The organism is Maribacter sp. UBA3344 (genome assembly GCF_002362375.1).
Taxonomy (GTDB): Bacteria; Bacteroidota; Bacteroidia; order Flavobacteriales; family Flavobacteriaceae; genus Maribacter; species Maribacter dokdonensis.
Genome location: NZ_DERI01000018.1, coordinates 108,995 through 129,252, shown reverse-complemented (window position 1 = coordinate 129,252; position 20,258 = coordinate 108,995). Strand labels below are relative to the sequence as shown.

The 20,258-nt window shown below is 34.8% G+C and carries 17 protein-coding genes; 2 read left to right on the top strand and 15 right to left on the bottom strand.

The window, feature by feature from the left end; all coding sequences use genetic code 11:
• Positions 1–18: 18 nt before the first annotated feature.
• From B2Z27_RS13045 to rsgA, 13 genes are all read right to left on the bottom strand, one after another.
• Positions 19–1,092: a hypothetical protein gene (locus tag B2Z27_RS13045; protein ID WP_286813967.1), complete on the bottom strand. Its 1,074-nt coding sequence runs from the start codon at positions 1,090–1,092 to the stop codon at positions 19–21.
• An 87-nt stretch (positions 1,093–1,179) separates the two neighbouring features.
• A complete protein-coding gene (locus tag B2Z27_RS13040; RefSeq protein ID WP_286813966.1) occupies positions 1,180–1,929 on the bottom strand; it encodes a hypothetical protein in 750 nt (249 codons plus the stop codon).
• Positions 1,916–2,479: an RNA polymerase sigma factor gene (locus B2Z27_RS13035; RefSeq protein ID WP_071342494.1), complete on the bottom strand. Its 564-nt coding sequence runs from the start codon at positions 2,477–2,479 to the stop codon at positions 1,916–1,918. Before B2Z27_RS13035 ends, B2Z27_RS13040 begins: the two co-directional genes overlap by 14 nt.
• A 123-nt stretch (positions 2,480–2,602) precedes the next feature.
• Positions 2,603–3,580, bottom strand: a complete 978-nt coding sequence (locus B2Z27_RS13030; RefSeq protein WP_058105343.1) for a polyprenyl synthetase family protein — start codon at positions 3,578–3,580, stop codon at positions 2,603–2,605.
• A 355-nt stretch (positions 3,581–3,935) separates the two neighbouring features.
• Positions 3,936–4,979, bottom strand: coding sequence for a 23S rRNA (adenine(2503)-C(2))-methyltransferase RlmN (gene rlmN / locus B2Z27_RS13025; RefSeq protein WP_058105342.1), 1,044 nt, complete (start codon positions 4,977–4,979; stop codon positions 3,936–3,938).
• Between the two features lie 101 nt (positions 4,980–5,080).
• Entirely contained in the window at positions 5,081–6,130 is a 1,050-nt protein-coding gene (queA, locus tag B2Z27_RS13020) for a tRNA preQ1(34) S-adenosylmethionine ribosyltransferase-isomerase QueA (RefSeq protein WP_071340169.1), read from the bottom strand.
• Between the two features lie 79 nt (positions 6,131–6,209).
• Positions 6,210–7,439 (bottom strand): 3-phosphoshikimate 1-carboxyvinyltransferase, encoded by a 1,230-nt coding sequence (gene aroA, locus B2Z27_RS13015; RefSeq protein WP_286813965.1) that lies wholly within the window; start codon positions 7,437–7,439, stop codon positions 6,210–6,212.
• Positions 7,440–7,476: 37 nt separating this feature from the next.
• Complete coding sequence (locus tag B2Z27_RS13010; RefSeq protein ID WP_071340171.1) at positions 7,477–7,803, bottom strand: nucleotide pyrophosphohydrolase; 327 nt, start codon at positions 7,801–7,803, stop codon at positions 7,477–7,479.
• A 7-nt stretch (positions 7,804–7,810) separates the two neighbouring features.
• Positions 7,811–9,790, bottom strand: coding sequence for a transglutaminase domain-containing protein (locus B2Z27_RS13005; protein ID WP_286813964.1), 1,980 nt, complete (start codon positions 9,788–9,790; stop codon positions 7,811–7,813).
• Between the two features lie 83 nt (positions 9,791–9,873).
• Positions 9,874–11,931: a transglutaminase gene (locus B2Z27_RS13000; RefSeq protein WP_286813963.1), complete on the bottom strand. Its 2,058-nt coding sequence runs from the start codon at positions 11,929–11,931 to the stop codon at positions 9,874–9,876.
• Between the two features lie 15 nt (positions 11,932–11,946).
• Positions 11,947–13,848: a DUF3857 domain-containing protein gene (locus tag B2Z27_RS12995; RefSeq protein ID WP_286813962.1), complete on the bottom strand. Its 1,902-nt coding sequence runs from the start codon at positions 13,846–13,848 to the stop codon at positions 11,947–11,949.
• A 79-nt stretch (positions 13,849–13,927) separates the two neighbouring features.
• Positions 13,928–14,380: a D-aminoacyl-tRNA deacylase gene (dtd, locus tag B2Z27_RS12990; protein ID WP_286813961.1), complete on the bottom strand. Its 453-nt coding sequence runs from the start codon at positions 14,378–14,380 to the stop codon at positions 13,928–13,930.
• Positions 14,377–15,330, bottom strand: a complete 954-nt coding sequence (gene rsgA, locus B2Z27_RS12985; RefSeq protein ID WP_286813960.1) for a ribosome small subunit-dependent GTPase A — start codon at positions 15,328–15,330, stop codon at positions 14,377–14,379. Before rsgA ends, dtd begins: the two co-directional genes overlap by 4 nt.
• 107 nt (positions 15,331–15,437) lie before the next feature.
• Here rsgA and B2Z27_RS12980 point away from each other — a divergent pair, with 107 nt between their 5' ends.
• Together B2Z27_RS12980 and B2Z27_RS12975 are read left to right on the top strand one after the other, a co-directional pair.
• Positions 15,438–16,250: a hypothetical protein gene (locus B2Z27_RS12980; protein ID WP_058105334.1), complete on the top strand. Its 813-nt coding sequence runs from the start codon at positions 15,438–15,440 to the stop codon at positions 16,248–16,250.
• Between the two features lie 176 nt (positions 16,251–16,426).
• Positions 16,427–16,867: a hypothetical protein gene (locus tag B2Z27_RS12975; protein ID WP_058105333.1), complete on the top strand. Its 441-nt coding sequence runs from the start codon at positions 16,427–16,429 to the stop codon at positions 16,865–16,867.
• A gap of 64 nt (positions 16,868–16,931) precedes the next feature.
• On the opposite strand, the gene B2Z27_RS12970 is transcribed toward B2Z27_RS12975, so the two are convergent.
• On the bottom strand, positions 16,932–19,019 hold the full coding sequence (locus B2Z27_RS12970; protein WP_286813959.1) for a DUF5723 family protein: 2,088 nt from the start codon (positions 19,017–19,019) through the stop codon (positions 16,932–16,934).
• 154 nt (positions 19,020–19,173) lie between these two features.
• On the bottom strand, positions 19,174–20,256 hold the full coding sequence (locus B2Z27_RS12965) for a bifunctional 3-deoxy-7-phosphoheptulonate synthase/chorismate mutase type II (RefSeq protein WP_071340176.1): 1,083 nt from the start codon (positions 20,254–20,256) through the stop codon (positions 19,174–19,176).
• Positions 20,257–20,258 lie beyond the last annotated feature (2 nt).

The window sequence follows — 20,258 nt, the reverse complement described above, 5'->3', positions numbered from 1 at the left end:
GATTGATGAATTTCTTAATTAAAGATCGAACCTAAGACCTAGAGAGATGTTACGTTGATCTACCGCCGCATTTTTGAATATGGGATTAAGATCATACTTTACATATAATAGTACCCCATCTACACCAGCATAGGCACTTAAACCATACACAAGATCATTGGTATTATAACTACGCTTTAATTTGTCTTTTACCTTTTCGCCATCAATGGTATATTTTAATTTTTGACGTGTTCCTAAATTGAACCCTGCATAACCACCCAAACCAACTCTAAATTTATTATGTAACGAGTACCGCATGGTCTTATCTGTGGTAGTTAGCTTTGACGGACCAAATTCAAAATGCATAGGAAATACTAAATTATCCATTCTAAATTTCGATTTATCCAAATCATATTCAAATTCTTGAAGCTCAGACTGACCGTTATCCAATGACACCAAGTACTGATTATCCTTTGGTTTTAAGCCATTAAATTGAAATGAAAACCCATAGTTGAACCTTAGGAAATTTGTATTCTTAAACACCCTGGTGCGCCATTGCCATCCCATTTCAAAAAATCTACTTCCACCAATTTTATAAGGAGAATCATTTAAGGACTGCCCTTCTATAATTGCATTATTTAAACCAACGGCCAAAACAATATCAGAATAGGTTCTTCTATCATAGACCGGTTCTTTTCTATGCCTATTTTCATTGATACGTATTCCAAATATTTTGTCATCATCATCCCCTATTCCCAATTCAAAAGCGAACTTATAATTTAAGGTATCCAATTCTTTGACCTCGCCGTTATTTCTTTCCAAAAGGGATATTTTATTATCGATAATAGCGATTCTCTCCTCTATATTAAGTGCTCTTTTTTCTGCAGCCTTCATCTTTAAGGCATTGGACTCTTCTTCAGTAATTTCACCATTTTCCAATTGCTTAACTATTTCAGCAATTTCGAATTTTAAGGCTTCCTTTTCTTGTCTAGTTATACTAAGCTTTTGCTCTCTTAAAATTTCTACTTTTTCTATATAATTATCTTGAGCCACTACACTTTTCATTAATAAAAGTGTCAATATGGCTACTAAATACATGGTAATTGTTCTCATTTCTATTTTGATTTTTTTTGATGAATAAACTCCGCTCCCTGTCCCCATAGTATTTTATAGAGATAAGGAAAAACGATTTGTGATTGATTAATTATTGCGGTCTGCTACAGCAGTACGCACTTTTATAAAACCGGCTTTTAGGGAATCAAAAATTTGGTCTCGGAAGGATTGATCAAGTTCATCTTCAACCTCTGTCAACAAAGCCATAGCATCAACAGATTTATCTTTATTAAATATTTTATCTCTTAATATTTCATCTTGGGCACGTTTCAATAATGAATCTACCTCGGCATCTGTCACTGTACTGTTTTGTTCCAGAACGGTTACTTGTGCAATAACATCGGCCACTTTAGAATTTATAATATCATCGGTCACCACTAATTTCTCAACAGATGTACTGGTAGGTACTTGGTTTACCGCGACTTTAATTTCATCTTTTAATACTAAAGGCTCTTTTTCTTTAATTAGTATATTTTCTTCCTCAACCACCTTCTCAATGCTAGTTTCAGTTTCCGAATGTGCAACCACCTCTACTTCCTCTTTACCTATAGGTAAAACATCTTTTACAGGAACTTCTTTTAACGTACGCTCTTTTTCAATGTCTACAATTTCTGTTGGTATTTTGGTAACTGCAGTATTCCCATTAAAGTAGAACATTGTAATACCGATCAAGACAACAACACTTGCCGCAATACCCATCCATAGATATACGGGTTTCTTTTTGGCATCATCATCATTTAATTCTGATGTAATTTTGGACCATGCATTCGCCGATGGCTGAATTTCGCGCTCTTGTAATTTGGTCTTAATATGTTTTTCAAATTTATCGGTTTCCATACCCTATAATATTTTGTTGCCTTAATTGATCTTGAAGCAATTTTCGGGCTTTTAATAATTGTGTTTTTGAAGTGCTCTCGGTAATTGATAGCATTTCTGCAATTTCTTTATGCTTATACCCATCTACGGTATACAATACAAAGACCATTTTATAACCTTGGGGCAACTTGTCTATCAATTGTTGAATATGCTCCGTATCTAAATCAGTACTCTGCGAAATCTCTTCCGACTGATTTTTCTCGTACACCTCATCATCATACACGACAAATTGTTGTTTTCTTAAATAGGATATGCTTTCCCTGATCATGATCCTACGTAACCACCCTTCAAAACTACCTTCAAACTTAAACGTATCTAACTTGTTGAACATTTTTAAAAAACCCTGCACCATTACATCTTCCGCAAAATGAACATCTTTTATATACTGACGACAAACGCTTAACATTTTTGGCGCATGCTTTTTATACAAACGCTCTTGTGCATCGCGGTTGCCCGATGACGCTTTTTTTATGAGTTGGCTCTCGTTTTTATAAAAAGGTATAATTTTCAAAATATTGGTTTGGTCTTCTATTAGCATAGACGCCGAAGAATGAAATATAGTTGCCTGAAAAATAAAAAAATTCAAAATTATTTTTCAATATATTGATTACCAGTTGTTTGATTTGTAAAAAAATTACTTTTTACGATCAACCACATAGTTGACCATGAGCTGCAAAGCACTTTTATAATCGGATTCTGGGTAGGTGTCCAAAAGCTCGAGGGCCTCATTTCTATACTGTAGCATTTTACTTACCGCATAATCCAAGCCACCTTTTTCCTTTACAAAGGCTATGACCTCTTTTACCCGCTTTTTGTCCTTATTATGATTTTTGATGGAATTGATTACCCAACTTTTCTCTTTTTTAGAACAATGGTTAAGCGCGTAGATCAAAGGCAAGGTCATTTTCTGTTCTTTGATATCTATACCGGTTGGCTTACCTATTTTTTGACCACCATAATCAAAAAGATCATCTTTAATCTGAAAGGCCATACCACACAACTCCCCAAATTTTCTAAACGTTTCCACATCTATGCTTTCGGGCTTTACAGAACATGCGCCCAACGAACAACATGCCGCTATTAAAGTGGCGGTCTTTTGCCTAATGATATCATAATACACCTCTTCGGTAATATCTAAGCGTCTAGCTTTTTCTATCTGCAGCAACTCGCCCTCACTCATTTCACGAACAGCAACGGAGATTATTTTTAGCAGATCAAAATCTCCATTATCAATAGAAAGCAACAAACCTTTTGAAAGCAGGTAATCTCCCACTAAAACGGCAATCTTATTTTTCCACAAAGCGTTTATAGAGAAGAAGCCCCGTCGTTTATTACTCTCATCTACTACATCATCATGCACCAATGTAGCCGTATGTATCAACTCGATTACCGATGCACCACGATAGGTACGCTCATTAACTTCGCCATTATTTAACAGCTTTGCCGTTAAAAATACGAACATAGGGCGCATTTGCTTCCCTTTTCTATTTACGATGTAATGGGTAATTCTATTGAGTAATGCAACCTTAGAGGTCATTGAATCTCTAAACTTAGACTCAAACAACTCCATTTCCTGATAGACAGGTTCCTTTATTTGTGCTACAATTTTCAGGTGCTCCTTCTTAGAAGGCCTAAATTAGGTAAAAGCTAGGAAATAACAGTAGCCGGAAGGAATTTTAAGATTGTTGGTTGTTGGTTGTTGGTTGTTGGTTGTTGGTTGTTGGTTGTTGGTTGTTGGTTGTTGGTTGTTGGTTGTTGGCTATAACGCTTCGCGTTATGTAGAATAAAGATATTATATCAGCAATTGCTTTAGTAATACGTATTACTTAATACCTTCCATTTCTAAAGCTTAGCTTTGCTAAATAATTTATCTTCTAACAAGTCTATTTTCTAAACTCTATTTTCTCTCTTCTAACTTAATACTTAGTGCTTTCCACTTTGTACCTCGCACTTACTACTTTGTACTTCTAACTTTTATTCGCCAACTGCCCACATGCGGCATCAATATCCTTTCCTCTAGAACGACGAACGGTTACGGTGATATTATTACGCTCCAATGAATTTACATAGCGATCTATAGCTGCATTGGACGCTTGCTTAAATTCACCGTCATCAATAGGGTTGTATTCTATAAGATTTACTTTAGAAGGCGCAAAACGGCAAAACTCCACTAATGCATCTACATCTTTTTGAGTATCGTTTATGCCTTCCCAAACCACATACTCATACGTAATTCTACTTTTTGTCTTTTGGTACCAGTACTGTAGAGACTCCCTTAAATCGCTCAAGGTAAACTTTGCGTTAAAAGGCATTATTGACGTACGAATTTCATCAACAGCTGAATGTAAAGAAACCGCCAATTTAAATTTAACTTCGTCATCGGCCATTTTTCGGATCAATTTAGGCACACCAGAGGTGGAGACCGTAATTCGCTTTGGAGACATGCCCAGCCCGTCTGAAGATGTGATTTTATCAATAGCCTTTAATACGTTATTGTAGTTCATTAAAGGCTCTCCCATGCCCATAAAAACAATATTGCTTAAAGGTCTGTCAAAATACAATCTGCTTTCATTATCAATAGCGACAACCTGATCATAAATTTCATCGGGATTTAAATTTCGCATTCGTTTTAAACGTGCCGTTGCACAGAACCTACAATCTAAACTACACCCTACTTGACTGGACACACATGCAGTTGTTCTTGATTTTGTAGGTATTAAAACGGACTCAACAATTAAATCGTCATGCAAACGCACCGCATTTTTTATAGTACCGTCACTACTGCGCTGCATTTGATCCACCTTAATATGATTAATGACAAAATTGGCTTCTAACATTTCTCTGGTCTCTTTTGATAAATTGGTCATTACATCAAAAGAATACGCAGCTTTTTGCCATAACCACTCGTAGACCTGGTTGCCACGAAAAGCTTTGTCACCATTAGAAACAAAGAACTCCCTAAGCTGCTCTCTCGTTAGTGCCCGGATATCTTTTTTCTTTATTTCTTCCATCTATTAAAGGTAGGTATTACTGGTGATAAAAATCCCGCTTTGTCAATATGTAGATAAAGCGGGATTAAAAAATTTTCCTTTTTAAAAAGGATTATATCAACTTATATGATCAACATGGCATCACCATAAGAGTAGAACTTATAGCTTTCCAATATTGCTTCTTTATATGCTTTGTTCATAAGATCATGACCCATAAATGCAGATACCATCATCAACAATGTTGATTTTGGCAAATGGAAGTTTGTAATCATGGCATTTGCAATACTAAAATCATATGGAGGGAATATGAACTTATTTGTCCAACCCTCATAGGTATTCAATGTCTGCTTAGACGACACTGCGCTTTCCAAGCCACGCATTGCCGTAGTACCTACTGCACAAATACGACGTTTTTTCGCTTTTGCATTGTTTACGATCTCTGCAGCTTTTTCATCAATGAACATTTCCTCACTATCCATTTTATGCTTAGAAAGATCTTCTACCTCAACTGGGTTGAATGTACCTAAACCTACGTGCAAAGTCAACTCAGCAAAATCTACACCCTTAATTTCTAAACGCTTCAACAAATGTTTAGAAAAGTGCAAACCAGCAGTTGGAGCCGCCACAGCACCTTCATGCTTGGCATAGATCGTTTGGTAACGATTTTCATCTTCTGGCTCAACATCTCTCTTTATATATTTTGGTAACGGAGTTTCTCCTAATTCCCTTAATTTTCTTCTGAAATCAAGGTAAGCACCATCATATAAAAAACGTAACGTTCTACCTCTAGAAGTAGTATTATCAATAACTTCCGCTACCAAGGTTTCATCATCACCAAAATACAGTTTGTTACCAATACGTATTTTACGTGCAGGATCTACAAGAACATCCCAAAGACGTTGCTCTTCGTTTAACTCACGTAAAAGAAAAACCTCAATACGAGCTCCTGTTTTTTCCTTGTTACCGTACAAACGGGCAGGAAATACTTTTGTATTGTTAAGAACCATGACATCACCTTCATCAAAATAGTCGATCATGTCCTTGAACATTCTATGCTCAATTTTTCCGGTATCTCTGTGGATGACCATTAACTTAGACTCATCTCTATTTTCAGATGGATGCTCCGCCAATAATTCTTTAGGAAGCTCAAAATTAAAATTTGATAATTTCATGTAGCTATTATATTTAATGTAGCAAATTGCGGCTGCAAATATACAATCTGCAGATAGGCCTTGTCAAGTAAATCCTTAATTATAATTCCTTTATACCGAAATCCAATTGTTTTAGGTCGTTCCAAAAATCTGGATATGACTTAGATACCACCTCTGCATCATTAACAATAAGTGTAGTTTTCATGGCCAAAGGAGCAAAAGCCATTGCCATTCTATGATCATTATATGTATCTATAGCAATATCTTCTAGAATACCTACAGATGGTATTATGGTCAAGGTTTTATCTGTTACGGATATGTTTGCCCCTAACTTAGATAATTCTGTATGTAAAGCCTCTAAACGATCCGTTTCTTTGATCTTTAACGTGTGCAGTCCGGTCAAATAACAACCTACCCCCAAACCAAAGCAGGTAACCGCAATTGTTTGGGCTATATCTGGAGCATTTGCTAAATCAAACTCATTCTTAGCTTCTATCTTTTTATCGGTCTTCTTTAAGGTAACCGTATTATTGCCAAAAGTAGTCTCCACACCAAATGAAGTATAAATACTGGCAAGTACGCTATCTCCTTGAAGACTTTCTTTTTTATATGCCGATAAAGTAATTTGCGTTCCTGGTGCTGCCAGTGCACAAATACCATAAAAATATGAGGCAGAACTCCAATCTGATTCTACCACCAATGTCGTTGGTGCTACTTTTGCCTTTGGCGACACTTTAATCAGGTTACCCTCAAAAGAAGTTTCCACTCCAATTTCCTCTAACAATGCCAAGGTCATTTTTATATACGGTACTGAAGTAATTTTACCGATTAACTCTAATTGTAGCCCTTTTTCCAAACTTGGAGCAATCAACAATAACGAAGAAATATATTGGCTACTTACATTTGCCGGTAAACTCACTTTATCTTTTACAATATGCTGTCCTTTAATTTTTATGGGAGGATATCCCTCATCTTGAACATAAGATATTTCAGCTCCCAAGGTTTTTAAGGCATCTACCAAGATTTCTATGGGTCGTTCCGTCATTCTTTTAGAACCGGTAAGCATTACTTCCTTACCTGCTTGTGATGCAAAATACCCGGTTAAAAAACGCATGGCGGTACCTGCATGATGAATATCAACCGTACCTTCTGAAATTTTCAAACCTTTTGCCATTACCTGGGCATCATCTGAATTGGAAATGTTCTCAATGGTTATATCAGAAAACAATGCAGACAATAATAAACTACGGTTAGATTCACTCTTTGAACCTGTTATGGTAATCGTATCGTTAAGCTTTGTATTGGACGGACCTGTCAAGTGAAGTTTCAATGCGTATCTTTTTAAAAATAGAACAACAAATATAAGCCTATTTCAACTTTTTATTGTTGTGATGACGGTCATGATCTCGCTTTGTTTTTAAATCTAACTTTTTATCAAAAGCTTGTTGCAAATCAACACCCGTTTGATTGGCCAAACACAATACTACGAACATTACATCTGCCAATTCTTCGCCCAGATCTTTGTTCTTATCAGACTCTTTTTCGCTTTGCTCTCCATAACGTCTAGCAATGATTCTAGCCACCTCGCCCACTTCTTCGGTAAGCTGTGCCATATTAGTTAATTCGTTAAAGTAGCGAACTCCGTGCTCCTTGATCCAGTCATCAACTGCTTTTTGTGCGTTTTCAATGTTCATATTAATTCTAAATTTTTTCAAAAACAATTAAAGATTGACTTTGACTTTTTACCGCTTCATTAAAAAATTGTTTCAAACCTGCATAGTATGCGTTACTGTAATGCGCAGAATTCAAATCAAAAGTAAAAAATAAATTAAGGGTATCACTTTTATTATCTGATACATTTAGTTTTAATACGCCACCATTATCTGGTAAGGAAAAATTCTTATTTTCAGGTATCGACTTTACATTATACCCATCCGGTATTTTAACATTTAAAACGTACTGATATTTCATTGGATAACCAAAATCAACCGGATAATTTCTTTCCGAAGCTGTAAACGGATTGTTATCAAAAAATTTAATCACAAAGGGATTTAAGTAAATATTATCCCCTTGAAACAAGTTTTCCATTTCAAAATTGAATCTTTCTGTCAACTTCTTTTCATCAGAATATTTAAGTTGTTTTTCATGAGACATGATATGAAAATCATCTGAAATTTCTTCTTCTAATCTTTCAATATAACTATCTTCTTTTGTTGTTGACAACACTTCATCTTGAACAACTTTTTTATATCCTGTATTTATAAGGTCAAATACTCCAGTTAATTTTTTTTCGCTTGCATCGATTGTCATTTGAGCTCGCAACATAATGGCATTTGACTTTTCAGGTACAATATCGTACCAATAACTATTATTATCAAAATCCATTACACGACCATAATAATTTAAGCTATGATAAGGTAACATACCAAAAGGCATGTACTTATTGGTCGCATCTAACAAATAAGATTGTTCACCAATATCCACTTTAGCTACAAGATAATTGAAGTCGGTCATTACCGGATGAGTTTTCTTAGGTAGCCCTTTGTTTCTTGTTGCCAATAACATCATATTAACATTTATACCCGCAGCATTTAATAAATTGATCAATGAAATATTAATTTCAGCTGCACTACCCTTTTTCTGATCAAAAGCATTTTTCACTTTATTGTCATTCCATACCCCATACTCTTCATTCCAAGTAAAATGATTCTTTACAAACTCATAAATATTCTTAGCCCTGGTCAAATCATCACCTTGAGTCAAAAGAGCCGCATCAACACTTTTTGAAAAAAAATTTTTCTTTTTAAGCTGAACACCTAAATCTCCATCTGTTTTAAATTCCCTATCTACCGCTTTCCATGTTTTCGTATATTTATCCGTGCCTCCATAAAAACTTTTATATTCAGAAAGTTCAAACTCAATTCTAGATCTGTAATTATTTGCCGAAAGCATGTACTTTTCTGAATCCTTAAAGGCGGGTATATCTTTCATGGCATATCTTAGCGCTTCACAATCACTATCTTGCTTCAATCCTGGAAACTTAAAACAAGAACTTAATATTCTAGATTCATCCACAGAAAGTTTTAAAGACCCTATTATACTTCTGTTATACAGCCAATTACCCGGTATTTCCGCATAAAATTCAGAATATAACTTAGGAATGTCGGTCTGAAACTCCCAACCCTCAAAATTAAAATGAAAAGGTGACTGCATTTCGTATTCATACTCCAGTATTGCCCCTTCTTGTACATTTGGAAAAGTAAATTTTAGTTGGGTCCATTTTTCATTTACCTCTTCTTCATAAAATTCTTCAGTTTTGACGGGAATACGCATGCCATTATAATGAGTAACGGCCCTAATTTTTACTATTTTTTCCTTACTTTTTTTTGAATGATATAAAGGTATTTCAATGTCCGCATTTTTAAAGCCTTCCATATTTAAAACCTTCACTTTTGCATGGTATTTGGTAATTAGCCAAATGTAATCATCTCTTACATCAAAAAAATTGTGACCATATTCCGATAAAAAGATACCTGTTGCCTCTGGATCTTTTTCATAAAAGGTAAATTCACTTTCTGATTTTAAAATGGTTCCAAACTCTGGTTTTTCTTGAGCTAAAATCTGGGTAACAGAAAAGAACATGGTAACAACAAAGAGTGATAAATAAATAATTTTATACATTTAGATTGATTTATTTTTCTAATAAAAAGTTCGCTTAATAAGAATTAGACCTATTCTAATTGCATCTTAAAAGCTGTTTTAATCTATATTTTAGTTAATACTACCTTTTCATTTAATTTCCCTACCATTTTACTATAATATTCTTTTAGACTAGGGTAGAATTCCGCAGGTACAACTGGATAATTAATTTTCTTCGATACTTTTAATTGTAAAACATTGCCAACATTATTAATCGCATAACTAAAATTACCCATACCATTAGGCAAAGCTATTGCCATAGCTTCTGGAATAGATTCTACCCTATATCCTTCTGGTAGATTAATTATAGTAGTTGATATATTTTCAAACGGAAAACTAAAATCTATTGGAAATTCTCTTTTCTCTTGTTTAAAAGGATTTTCTTTTGTGGCTAAAGATAACAATGGTGAAAAATATATCTTATCTGAAACTACATCGATTTCACTTTCCGTAGTAAAATCAAAAGACTCTATGGGCAGTTTAGCCAGTTCATTGTTATTCTTTACTTCAAAATTGTTTATTTCAATTCCATCATTGTTATTAACCAACTGATTCAAATATGATTTTTGTTTATCCTTACCGTATTCATCCCTAAAAGACAGAGCTTGATGTCCCTTGTAAACATTTCTAATTTTGCCTACAGCCGTTCCATTTCCACTTAAAGTAATATTTTGAAAAGTTTGAATTGACCCCTTATTGGTCGGGTAAAGATTTATAATTGTAGACTTACCATTTTTTGACATCATGCGACCTTCCCAATTTAAAGCCCTAATTGGCAAAACGCCAGGCAAGCTATTTTGACTTGTAGCATCTAACAAAATAATACCTTCATTTATTCTAACGCTACTCACTATATAATTATAACCTTCTCTAGTAGGAAAAAGCGGCATCCCGTTAGACCTTGTACTCACTAATACAGGATTAGCTTCTAGATTTGCATAATCTAACATAGCTGTTAACATTAAATTAATCTCTGCTGTATTTCCTACCCCCTTCTGATATGCTTGTTTAACACCTTTTCTAGTATACTTACCATAACTCTGATCCCATTTAACTTTAGATTTCACAAATGAAAATATTGTATTTATTTTCTCTTGTTCATCAGTTAAATTTTTAATTATTGCATCTAAATCTTCTTTAAAATAATTAGTCTTTCTCAATTCATCTCCAAAACTTGGATTCTTATATACTGTTTCAACTACATCTTCCCACGTACGTGAATAAAACTCTTTACTTGAATTAGGAAACTGTGTGTAAGACAACTCATACTTAACCCCTGACCTATAGTTACTAAGTTCATTTACAAATGGTTCTTCTTTAAGTGGTTCAATATTATTTAAATCAAAGCTAATTACATTGCTAACATATTTCACATTACCTCTTACTTGAGTAGTCCTACCAAGACCTTGACCAGCTCCTGCATTAGTTGTACCCCCAGATGCAACACGCTGAGTATAATCTAACGACTTATTAAATTGCTCTCGTTTAGGCATTACATTCAAAAATCCCTTAACATTCATTCTAAAAACAAAATATTCTGGAGTTTCGAAAAAAGCTTCTATTTTATTCACTGGAATATCATGCTGAAAGATAAATTCATCTACGTTGTATATGAAGGGAGAAGTTATACTGTACTTATATTCTATTATTGACCCTTCTTTTATATTTGGCATTGTAAATGATTCCTCATTAATATTCTCCGATATTTCATTTTTGAATTTCCCGTCTTTTTTTAATGGAGTCTCCTCTATTTTATCATCTATTAGATTGTATGTTTTAGCCTTAAGCTTATTTAAATCCTCAATTTCATTACCATCTTTATATAATCGTATCTTTTGGGTGGCATACTCAAATCCTTCTTTATTATAAATCTTAATTCGTTCATGCACATCGGTAATTAAACTGAAACCGACACCTGAAACATAGTTGAAATACGTTTTTCTGTATTTATACAAATACGCTGCAGATGCTGTGCTATCTATTGAATTAAAGTCTTGTAACAATTCTTCTTTTGAAACCTTACCGTAATCAGTGTTTTGAGCTACTAAAAAGGTAGATATAAAAATTAGGGAAATCAGTATATAATTTTTTTTGTTGGATTTAAAATTATTGTCAATAGTCATAAAAATCGAATGGTTTTAATTGGTGTTATTTTTCAGTAGGACAATCTTGTTCTTATCTGATTTTGCTATTTCTTTTCTGAAATTACGATAGTCGTTATAAGTTGTTTTTGAAAAAACTCCAGGTTTAATCAATAATCTTCTTTTGTATTTGAACTGACTTTCTGAAACCTTAGTTAAACTAACTGAATACTCTCCAAAATTATTTTTTAAGTCTATTGCCGTTAAACCAGATTCTAACCCGTAGTTGTCCGGTAAATCTATTAGGAACTCATCTTCATCTAAATACCCTCTTTTAATTACAACATCGCGTTTTCTATCTTTACTCCTTTTGGGAACATATTCATTTCTATTTAGCATGTTTGGCGCAAAAAGTAGACGGTCACCTGCCCTTGACAAATAACCAGATGTTATAATATCAACATTTTCTGTTGTGATAATTTTATCCCTGTCATTTAAGATATTATGGTTTAGAATATGAACATCATTAACATAGCCCCAATAGTCTTTGTAATATTTCTCTACATCTTCTTTACTTTCACTTGACAACCCGTATTTTTGGTTATACTGTATCCCTGTACTTTTTATTTCAACTTGCGCTTTAATCTCACTTTCGCTAATTGTAATTTTAGCGCTTGTAATTTGCTTACTTTGTTCTGGCGAATACTGTCTGGACTTTACCATCTCACCACCATTTGGACCAACTTTTAACACATTTCTGTTATCTGTAAAAGTTCCTAAAAAGTTTGCGGGAACAATTTGACTAGTGCACTCCAACCACAATTCCCCACCTTCCAAGGGCACATTTAAGAATACATGATTTCCTTGTAAAGAAGGAAAATCAGCATCTAAACTTCGCATACTACGGTCGGCATAAACTATGGTGTAATAAGATTCCACACCAACAACATTTAACAATGCCATGGTATAATTCGTTAGACCTTTACAATCACCATACTTTACTCTATCTACTTCAATGGCACTAATAGGCTCCCAACCGCCTATACCCATTTGTACACTGATATACCGGGTGTTATCTTGAACAAATTGATATACTATTTTTATCTTTTCTTTTGGGTCATCTATCCCCCTTACTAAAGTTTGAACTTTTTGAATGGTTGCAGCACTAAGTTCTCCCCGACCCTTTAATAGAGAATTGTATATCCAACCTCCGAATTCTTTCCATGAAGTAGCATGACCGTCCACCCCTTTTAAATGAAAATTTTCTAGTGCGAATTGGACATTAGGTATAAAATCTCTAAACTCAGGATCAAAATCTTCTGACTCTAGCGCTTTTAAATTTACGGCACTATACATTACGCCAGACTCATTTACCGTTCGTTTCACATTAAAAGAATCTAGGTTATTCTCCTTATACCTATATTTCATGGTTGAAGGTAAATTCAACTTAAATTCACTTTTTTCGACACTAAGCCTATAACCGTCCAGAAAAAACCAACGTGGTATAAATGCGGTGTCAGATGTCGTGTATTTTTCGGTTAAAACAACCGTGTATGGATATTTAACAGGTGTGTATTTTAGGTATTTGACTCTAGAGTCAGAATACAAAGTTCCTTCACCTGTAGCCGTTTGATCAATAAAATCTTTTTCTTTAAACTTTTCTATTTCTTTACCATTAGCATCAAGTATTATGGCTTCAAGATTTTTTATCCATTTCTCTTTATCGTAAAATACTGTCGCATTTATATGTTTAGATCCACTTTCATTCAAAACGGTGACCACCCTTTTAGACTTAACTTCCATAAAATCAGAAGATTTAAGTAAAACAGTGCTTTCATCTAAGCGAACAACTGCATCTGCATTCTTTAAAAGGGAGGGCTCTATTTTCGCAAAACTGTACTCTTGTGCATTCATGGCAAGAGTTACCACGAACATTAGTATTAAAAAAGATAAGCGCATATAATTTGGTAGGCTGGTTTTTACCTTAACGACAAAAACAGTAGATTTCTTACAAAAAATACAGAAAATCTATTGAATTCTAAGTTTTATCCTTAGTATCCATTAAAATGGTCACAGGACCATCATTCAATAATTCAACCTTCATATCCGCACCGAATTCTCCGGTACCGACTTTCTTACCCAATTTAGATTCCAAAGTAGTAATAAAGGCTTCATACAGGGGTATGGCAACATCTGGTCTTGCCGCTTTTATATAAGAAGGTCGATTCCCTTTTTTAGTACTTGCATGTAAAGTAAACTGGCTAACCACAATGACATCACCATTTACATCTACAAGCGATTTGTTCATTATACCATCTTCATCATTAAAAATACGAAGGTTTACTATTTTGTTCGTAAGCCAATCAATATCATCTTGAGCATCTGCATTTTCTATACCCACTAAAATTAAAAGCCCATTGTCAATAGCACTTATCTTTTCGCCATTGACCGTTACGCTAGCTTTGGCAACACGTTGTATTACTGTTTTCATTTTTTATCGTCGTGTATATCTACCCTATAATTCTCATCTTCTCCTTTGATCATCTGCAGATAACTGTTATACCTGCTCCAAGCTATATCACCAGTTTCCAAGGAATCTTTAACGGCACATTTTGGCTCGTCTACATGAATACAATTATTGAATTTACAATCTTGCTTTAGTTCAAAAAATTCTGGAAAATAATCGCCTATCTCCTCCTTTTCCATATCTACAATACCAAAACCTTTAATACCTGGGGTATCAATAATGCGAGCATTAAAACTAAGATCGAACATTTCCGCAAAAGTGGTGGTATGTTGCCCTTGTGCGTGTTGTTGAGAAATTTGTTTGGTCTTAATATCCAACTCTGGCTCCAAAGCATTGACCAAGGTAGATTTACCAACACCAGAATGACCCGAGAACATTGATGTTTTACCGATCATCATTTCTTTCACCTTATCAACGTTCTTGCCCGTTGCCGCAGAAATACCCAAACAAGTATACCCAATATTGCGGTAAAGGGCCGCCAAAAACTTTATCTCATCTAATTCTTCCGGGGCATAAGTATCTACTTTATTGAAAAGTAGAACAACCGGAATTTCATAGGCTTCTGCAGTGATCAGAAATCGATCTATGAAAACTGGGTATGTAGGCGGATTGTTCAATGTTACCAATAAAAAAACCTGATCCAAATTGGCAGCAATGATATGTGTCTGTTTAGACAGGTTTACAGATTTACGAATTATATAATTTTTACGATCTTCTATTTCATTGATAATACCATTGGTATCATCTCCAATAGTCTCCACCTCAAAGCGTACTTGATCACCAACCGCTACAGGGTTCGTACTTTTTATACCCTTGATCCTAAACTTACCTTTTATTCTACATTCATAGAAATCACCATTTTCTGCCTTAACAGTGTACCAACTACCCGTAGATTTATAAACAATTCCTACCATTTACCCAAAAATCCTTCCATTTATACAAAGTAACTGCTTTAAATATAAAAATTAACATAAATTTGAATTTAGAACTATAACATTAAATAACAACCAAAATCAAGAAAATGAAATTCATCAAAAAATCATTGCTGATGTTAGCTTTATCAGCCATAACTTTTGGAACTGCCCAAGAAACTATTACAAACGAATCTGTAGTACAAATGGTTGAACTAGGTTTCGACGATTATATGATCATAGATAAAATAAACACTTCGGATGTTAAATTTGATGCTTCTATTTCCGCTCTAGGCGCTATGAAAAATGCAGGGGTTTCTTCTGAAATATTATCCTTGATCATGGATAAATCAAAACAAAACACAAAATCTAAAACTGGTATTTACTATGCCGATGCTAGCGGTGAAGATAAATTAATACAACCAAGTGTATTCTCTGGTTCAAATTCTAACCAAGTGGCGCAGAAATTGGTATCTGGATTGATCAATTCTAAAAAGAAGGCTCAGTTACCTAAAACACAATCCAACAATGTAATTCGCCAAAGCAGACCAGAATTTACGTTCATCTTTGACCCAAGTGTTACAGAAGTTGATAATATGCAGAACAACCAAGGTGGAGATACCGGTATTTTTAACTGGTGGTTTAGAATGGCAAGTAACCCTAATGAGTTTGTTTTGGTAAAACTTACCGTTAAAGAGAAAAAGAACCTTAGAGAAGTTATCACCGGAAAAAGTAGCTGGATCACCAGTAGCAGCGGTATTGATCCAAAATATGCATTAAATTTTGCTATCGAAGAAATTGAAGGTAACAAGTTCAAAGTTACTCCAGATACGTTAGAACCAGGAGAATATTGCTTTATATACCAAGGTCAGGTTCCACAAGGTAGAGAAAACCAATCTGTATTTGATTTCTCTATTCAATAGAAACAAAACATAATTTTATTGGTAGTCCCGATGCTAAAAGCATCGGGACTTTTTTTTAAGCCATTATATTGGTAAAACATCAATTTACAATGATATAAAGTAGTATTCTTTACATTCTTAATTATACCTTATATTTTCACCGTACAATCTTTAAATCAATGTAAAAAACCATCATCATGAAAAAAATCATTTTACTTGCCCTATTTGCCTTTACTGCAATTACTACATCTACAGCACAGGAATACAAAGTTGTTACCAGTGTAGAATCTATAGTACCTAGCGGACTAGGAAGATCACGAATTATAGATGCCAATGCAGATCGAGATTTTAAGGAGTTCACCTCTGAACAGACCGAGGAAGATAATACCAGAAATAAATCTAAACGCAGTGATATTCGCGTAAAGGATTTTGAAGAGACCAAATTGCTTAATTTCTATAATGTGGCCGGTATTCGCTTTCAGAACATTGCGGCAAACGATGCACTTATTTCATCTAAACTAAGTGATATGGCACAAAATGGATGGGAACTTGTTTTTGTAACCAGTGGTGTAGAAGCTGATGCCGGTAACACAGACGGACAAGGTATTTTCATTACCCGATATATCTTTAAAAGATAGCACTAATATACATAAAAAAAGCCCGGTTTTACCGGGCTTTTTTTAGTACTAAATCTTTGGATAGCTACTGTGCCAAGTTAATCTCAACACGTCTGTTTTTCTGTCTACCGTCTTTATACATATTGGTAGCAATTGGCTTACTTTCCCCATAACCAATAGCGGTCAATCTTGCTGATGAAATACCGCCATCTATTAAAAATTGTAGAGCTTGAGCTCTTTTCTCCGATAATTTTTGATTGGTAGCTTCTGAACCTATACTATCCGTATGCCCTTCAATAGTGAAATTTGCATTGGGATATTCGTTTAAAATACCGATGATATCAACCAATACCGGTGTTGACTCATCCTTTAATGTTGATTTTCCTGTGTTGAACAAAATAGTTTTTGCATACTCGTTCAATGACTTTTGAACCTCAGCCGTAACAACCGGTTCTGGACAACCGTTATTCGCTACCGTACCCATTTCATCAGGACAATTATCATCTTTATCAAAAACTGAATCTCCGTCACTATCTGGCCAAGGACAACCATTATTCTCTACAGGTCCGGCTACATCTACACATTGATCTTCATTATCCAACAAGGTATCTCCATCCGTATCTACCCAAGGACAACCATTGTTTTCTACAGGACCTGCCTCATCTGGACATTGGTCCTCATTATCCAATACCGAATCGCCATCAGTATCTCCCCATGGGCAACCATTATTTTCTATTGGTCCTGCCTTTTTTGGGCAACCATCTTCTTTATTTGGAATACCATCACCATCTGAATCTTTTGGCTGACCATAGTACACCGGAATTTTCAACCCTGCATATACATCTGCTCCTTGTATTTCATTTTTTGTAAATGTAGAGATCAATGATCCCGACCCAAGATAAAGAGGACCGGCACGTAAGCCTGCACCTACTTGTAAACCACTATATTGATAGCTACTTACAGGCAAATAGAAGCTGAACCACTTACTCTCAAAACGTGGAGTCAATGATAATACGTTTGCAGTTCGTAAATTATTCTCACCTGCAGAACGCATAGAGATATCAGTGTTGAAATTCAAATAAAAATGATTTTTAATATTCCAATCTGCATTAAAATGTAATGCAGTTGGCAAACCCGCCTTTAAATCTTCTGTTGTCTGTGTAAACGTATATAAATTTTGAAGATCATCTGAATCCTCTATATTATCATAATCGTCTTGTGTAATGGTATTATTGATATTATAGGTATCTACCAAACTACCTTTATAGTTTACAGCACCAATATCAGTAAGTGACAAGCCAAATTTTAGTTTATACTTATTTTTATCTTTCATGACGGTTTTTTCTCCATCAACATCCGTTACCACATAATCTTCATAATATGGTCTCCATTCATAAACGAAACCTAGATCAAACCCGAATCCGTTTGCATCTGGCACTTCATAATCGTAGTCTTCTACATCATACTGATCGGCACGCCCATAAATTAAATCTCCTGTAGATGATAAAGTTCCAATAGTAGAATTATCCGGTAATGTAGCGCCATCCGCATCATAATCAATAGTTACATTTCTACCGGCCACATAGGCATTACCAAATCCTTTCAAATATTTAAATGACAGACCACCTTTTAAGAAATGCTCCTCTTTATTCATTAATTCTTGTGCATACGTGATCCCCACTTCTGCCCAACCATGACCGGCGGCAAAGAAATCACCTTCGTTTACCAAAAAGTCTTGACTTTCATCAATACTATCGTCAAGGTCATCAATACTTTCTCCATTAAATTCATTTCCTGTCACAAAACTTCTTGCTCTTGTAAATATGGCAATAGAAGATTTTCTACCAACATTAAACATAAACGAAGGACCTAACACATCTACGTTACCAGAAAAACTATTGTTATCCGAAAGGGTCAATAATGCATCTGTATCATAGTCAAAATCACTGGAAACCAAATCAGAATACCCAACACCTACATAGTCATTAGCTAAAAAACCACTAGCTCCTATTAAATTAATATCTGTTTTAAAACGTGAATCTGCAATATTTGCAGGGTTAGAGATCACACTATTGACACCACTGTAATTATCTGTTAAAAAGCCTATATACGATTGGGCTTTTGCAGCAAATGATGCCATTAACATGAACGTAAACAATACTACTTTCTTCATACTTTTTGATTGGTTAAAATGGTTCTTTAGACCCCTAACGGTTCATAATTAAGGATATTGTTAAAATGTATTATTTTTCTTACTTATTAAAATTAAGGCATAAAAAAACATCCGCATATTACGGATGTTTTGTATTTATAAAGTTATGTAAACCTTAACCGTTCACTATCTTTTCTTGGTGGTTGATAGACTCTTGGTGAATAGCCTTGAACATACGAAGAACAAATTCTTCACTAAGTCCCTTACTTTCCCCTTCAAGAATCATTGCTCCTAGAATTTGGTTCCATCTATTAGATTGTAGTACGGCAACGTTCTTTTGCTTTTTAAGTTCACCTATACTATCAGAAACTTTCATTCTTTTACCTAGAGTCTCGATCAATTGGTTATCAATAACATCGATCTGTGCTCTAAGGTTACTTAATTGAGAATTGTATTCCGCCTCTGGATCGCTCTCTTTTCTAATTTTTAGGTCTCTCATAATCTGAACCAATTTCTCTGGAGTTACCTGTTGAGCGGCATCACTCCATGCATTATCAGGATCATGGTGCGTTTCGATCATTAATCCGTCGAAATTCAAATCTAAAGCAGTCTGAGAAACATCAAAGATCATATCTCTTTTACCTGTGATATGGGATGGATCGTTGATCAAAGGTAAATCTGGAAATCTGTTCTGAAATTCGATCGCCATTTGCCATTCCGGTATATTTCTATACTTGGTTTTCTCATATGTAGAGAATCCTCTATGAATTGCACCCAACTTTTTAATACCTGCCGTATGTAGCCTTTCAATACCGCCTAACCATAAAGCTAAATCTGGATTTACAGGATTCTTCACCAATACAATCTTATCCGTACCTTCAAGTGCATCTGCCAATTCTTGCATGATGAACGGACTAACAGTTGATCGTGCCCCTATCCATAATAAATCTATATCATGCTCTAAAGCTAATTCTACATGAGCACGGTTAGCCACCTCGGTAGCCGTTTTCATACCTGTTTCAGCCTTTACCTTTTGAAGCCACTTAAGCCCCAAAGCTCCTACACCTTCAAAATTTCCTGGGCGAGTACGTGGTTTCCATATACCTGCTCTGTAATAGTTTACATCGGTATCTTTTAGGGAGTGTGCTATACCTAACACTTGCTCCTCGGTTTCCGCACTACATGGCCCTGCTATTACTAGTGGATGGTCAAGGTTTAAATCATCCAACCATGTTCTCATTTGTTTTGAATTTTCCATTT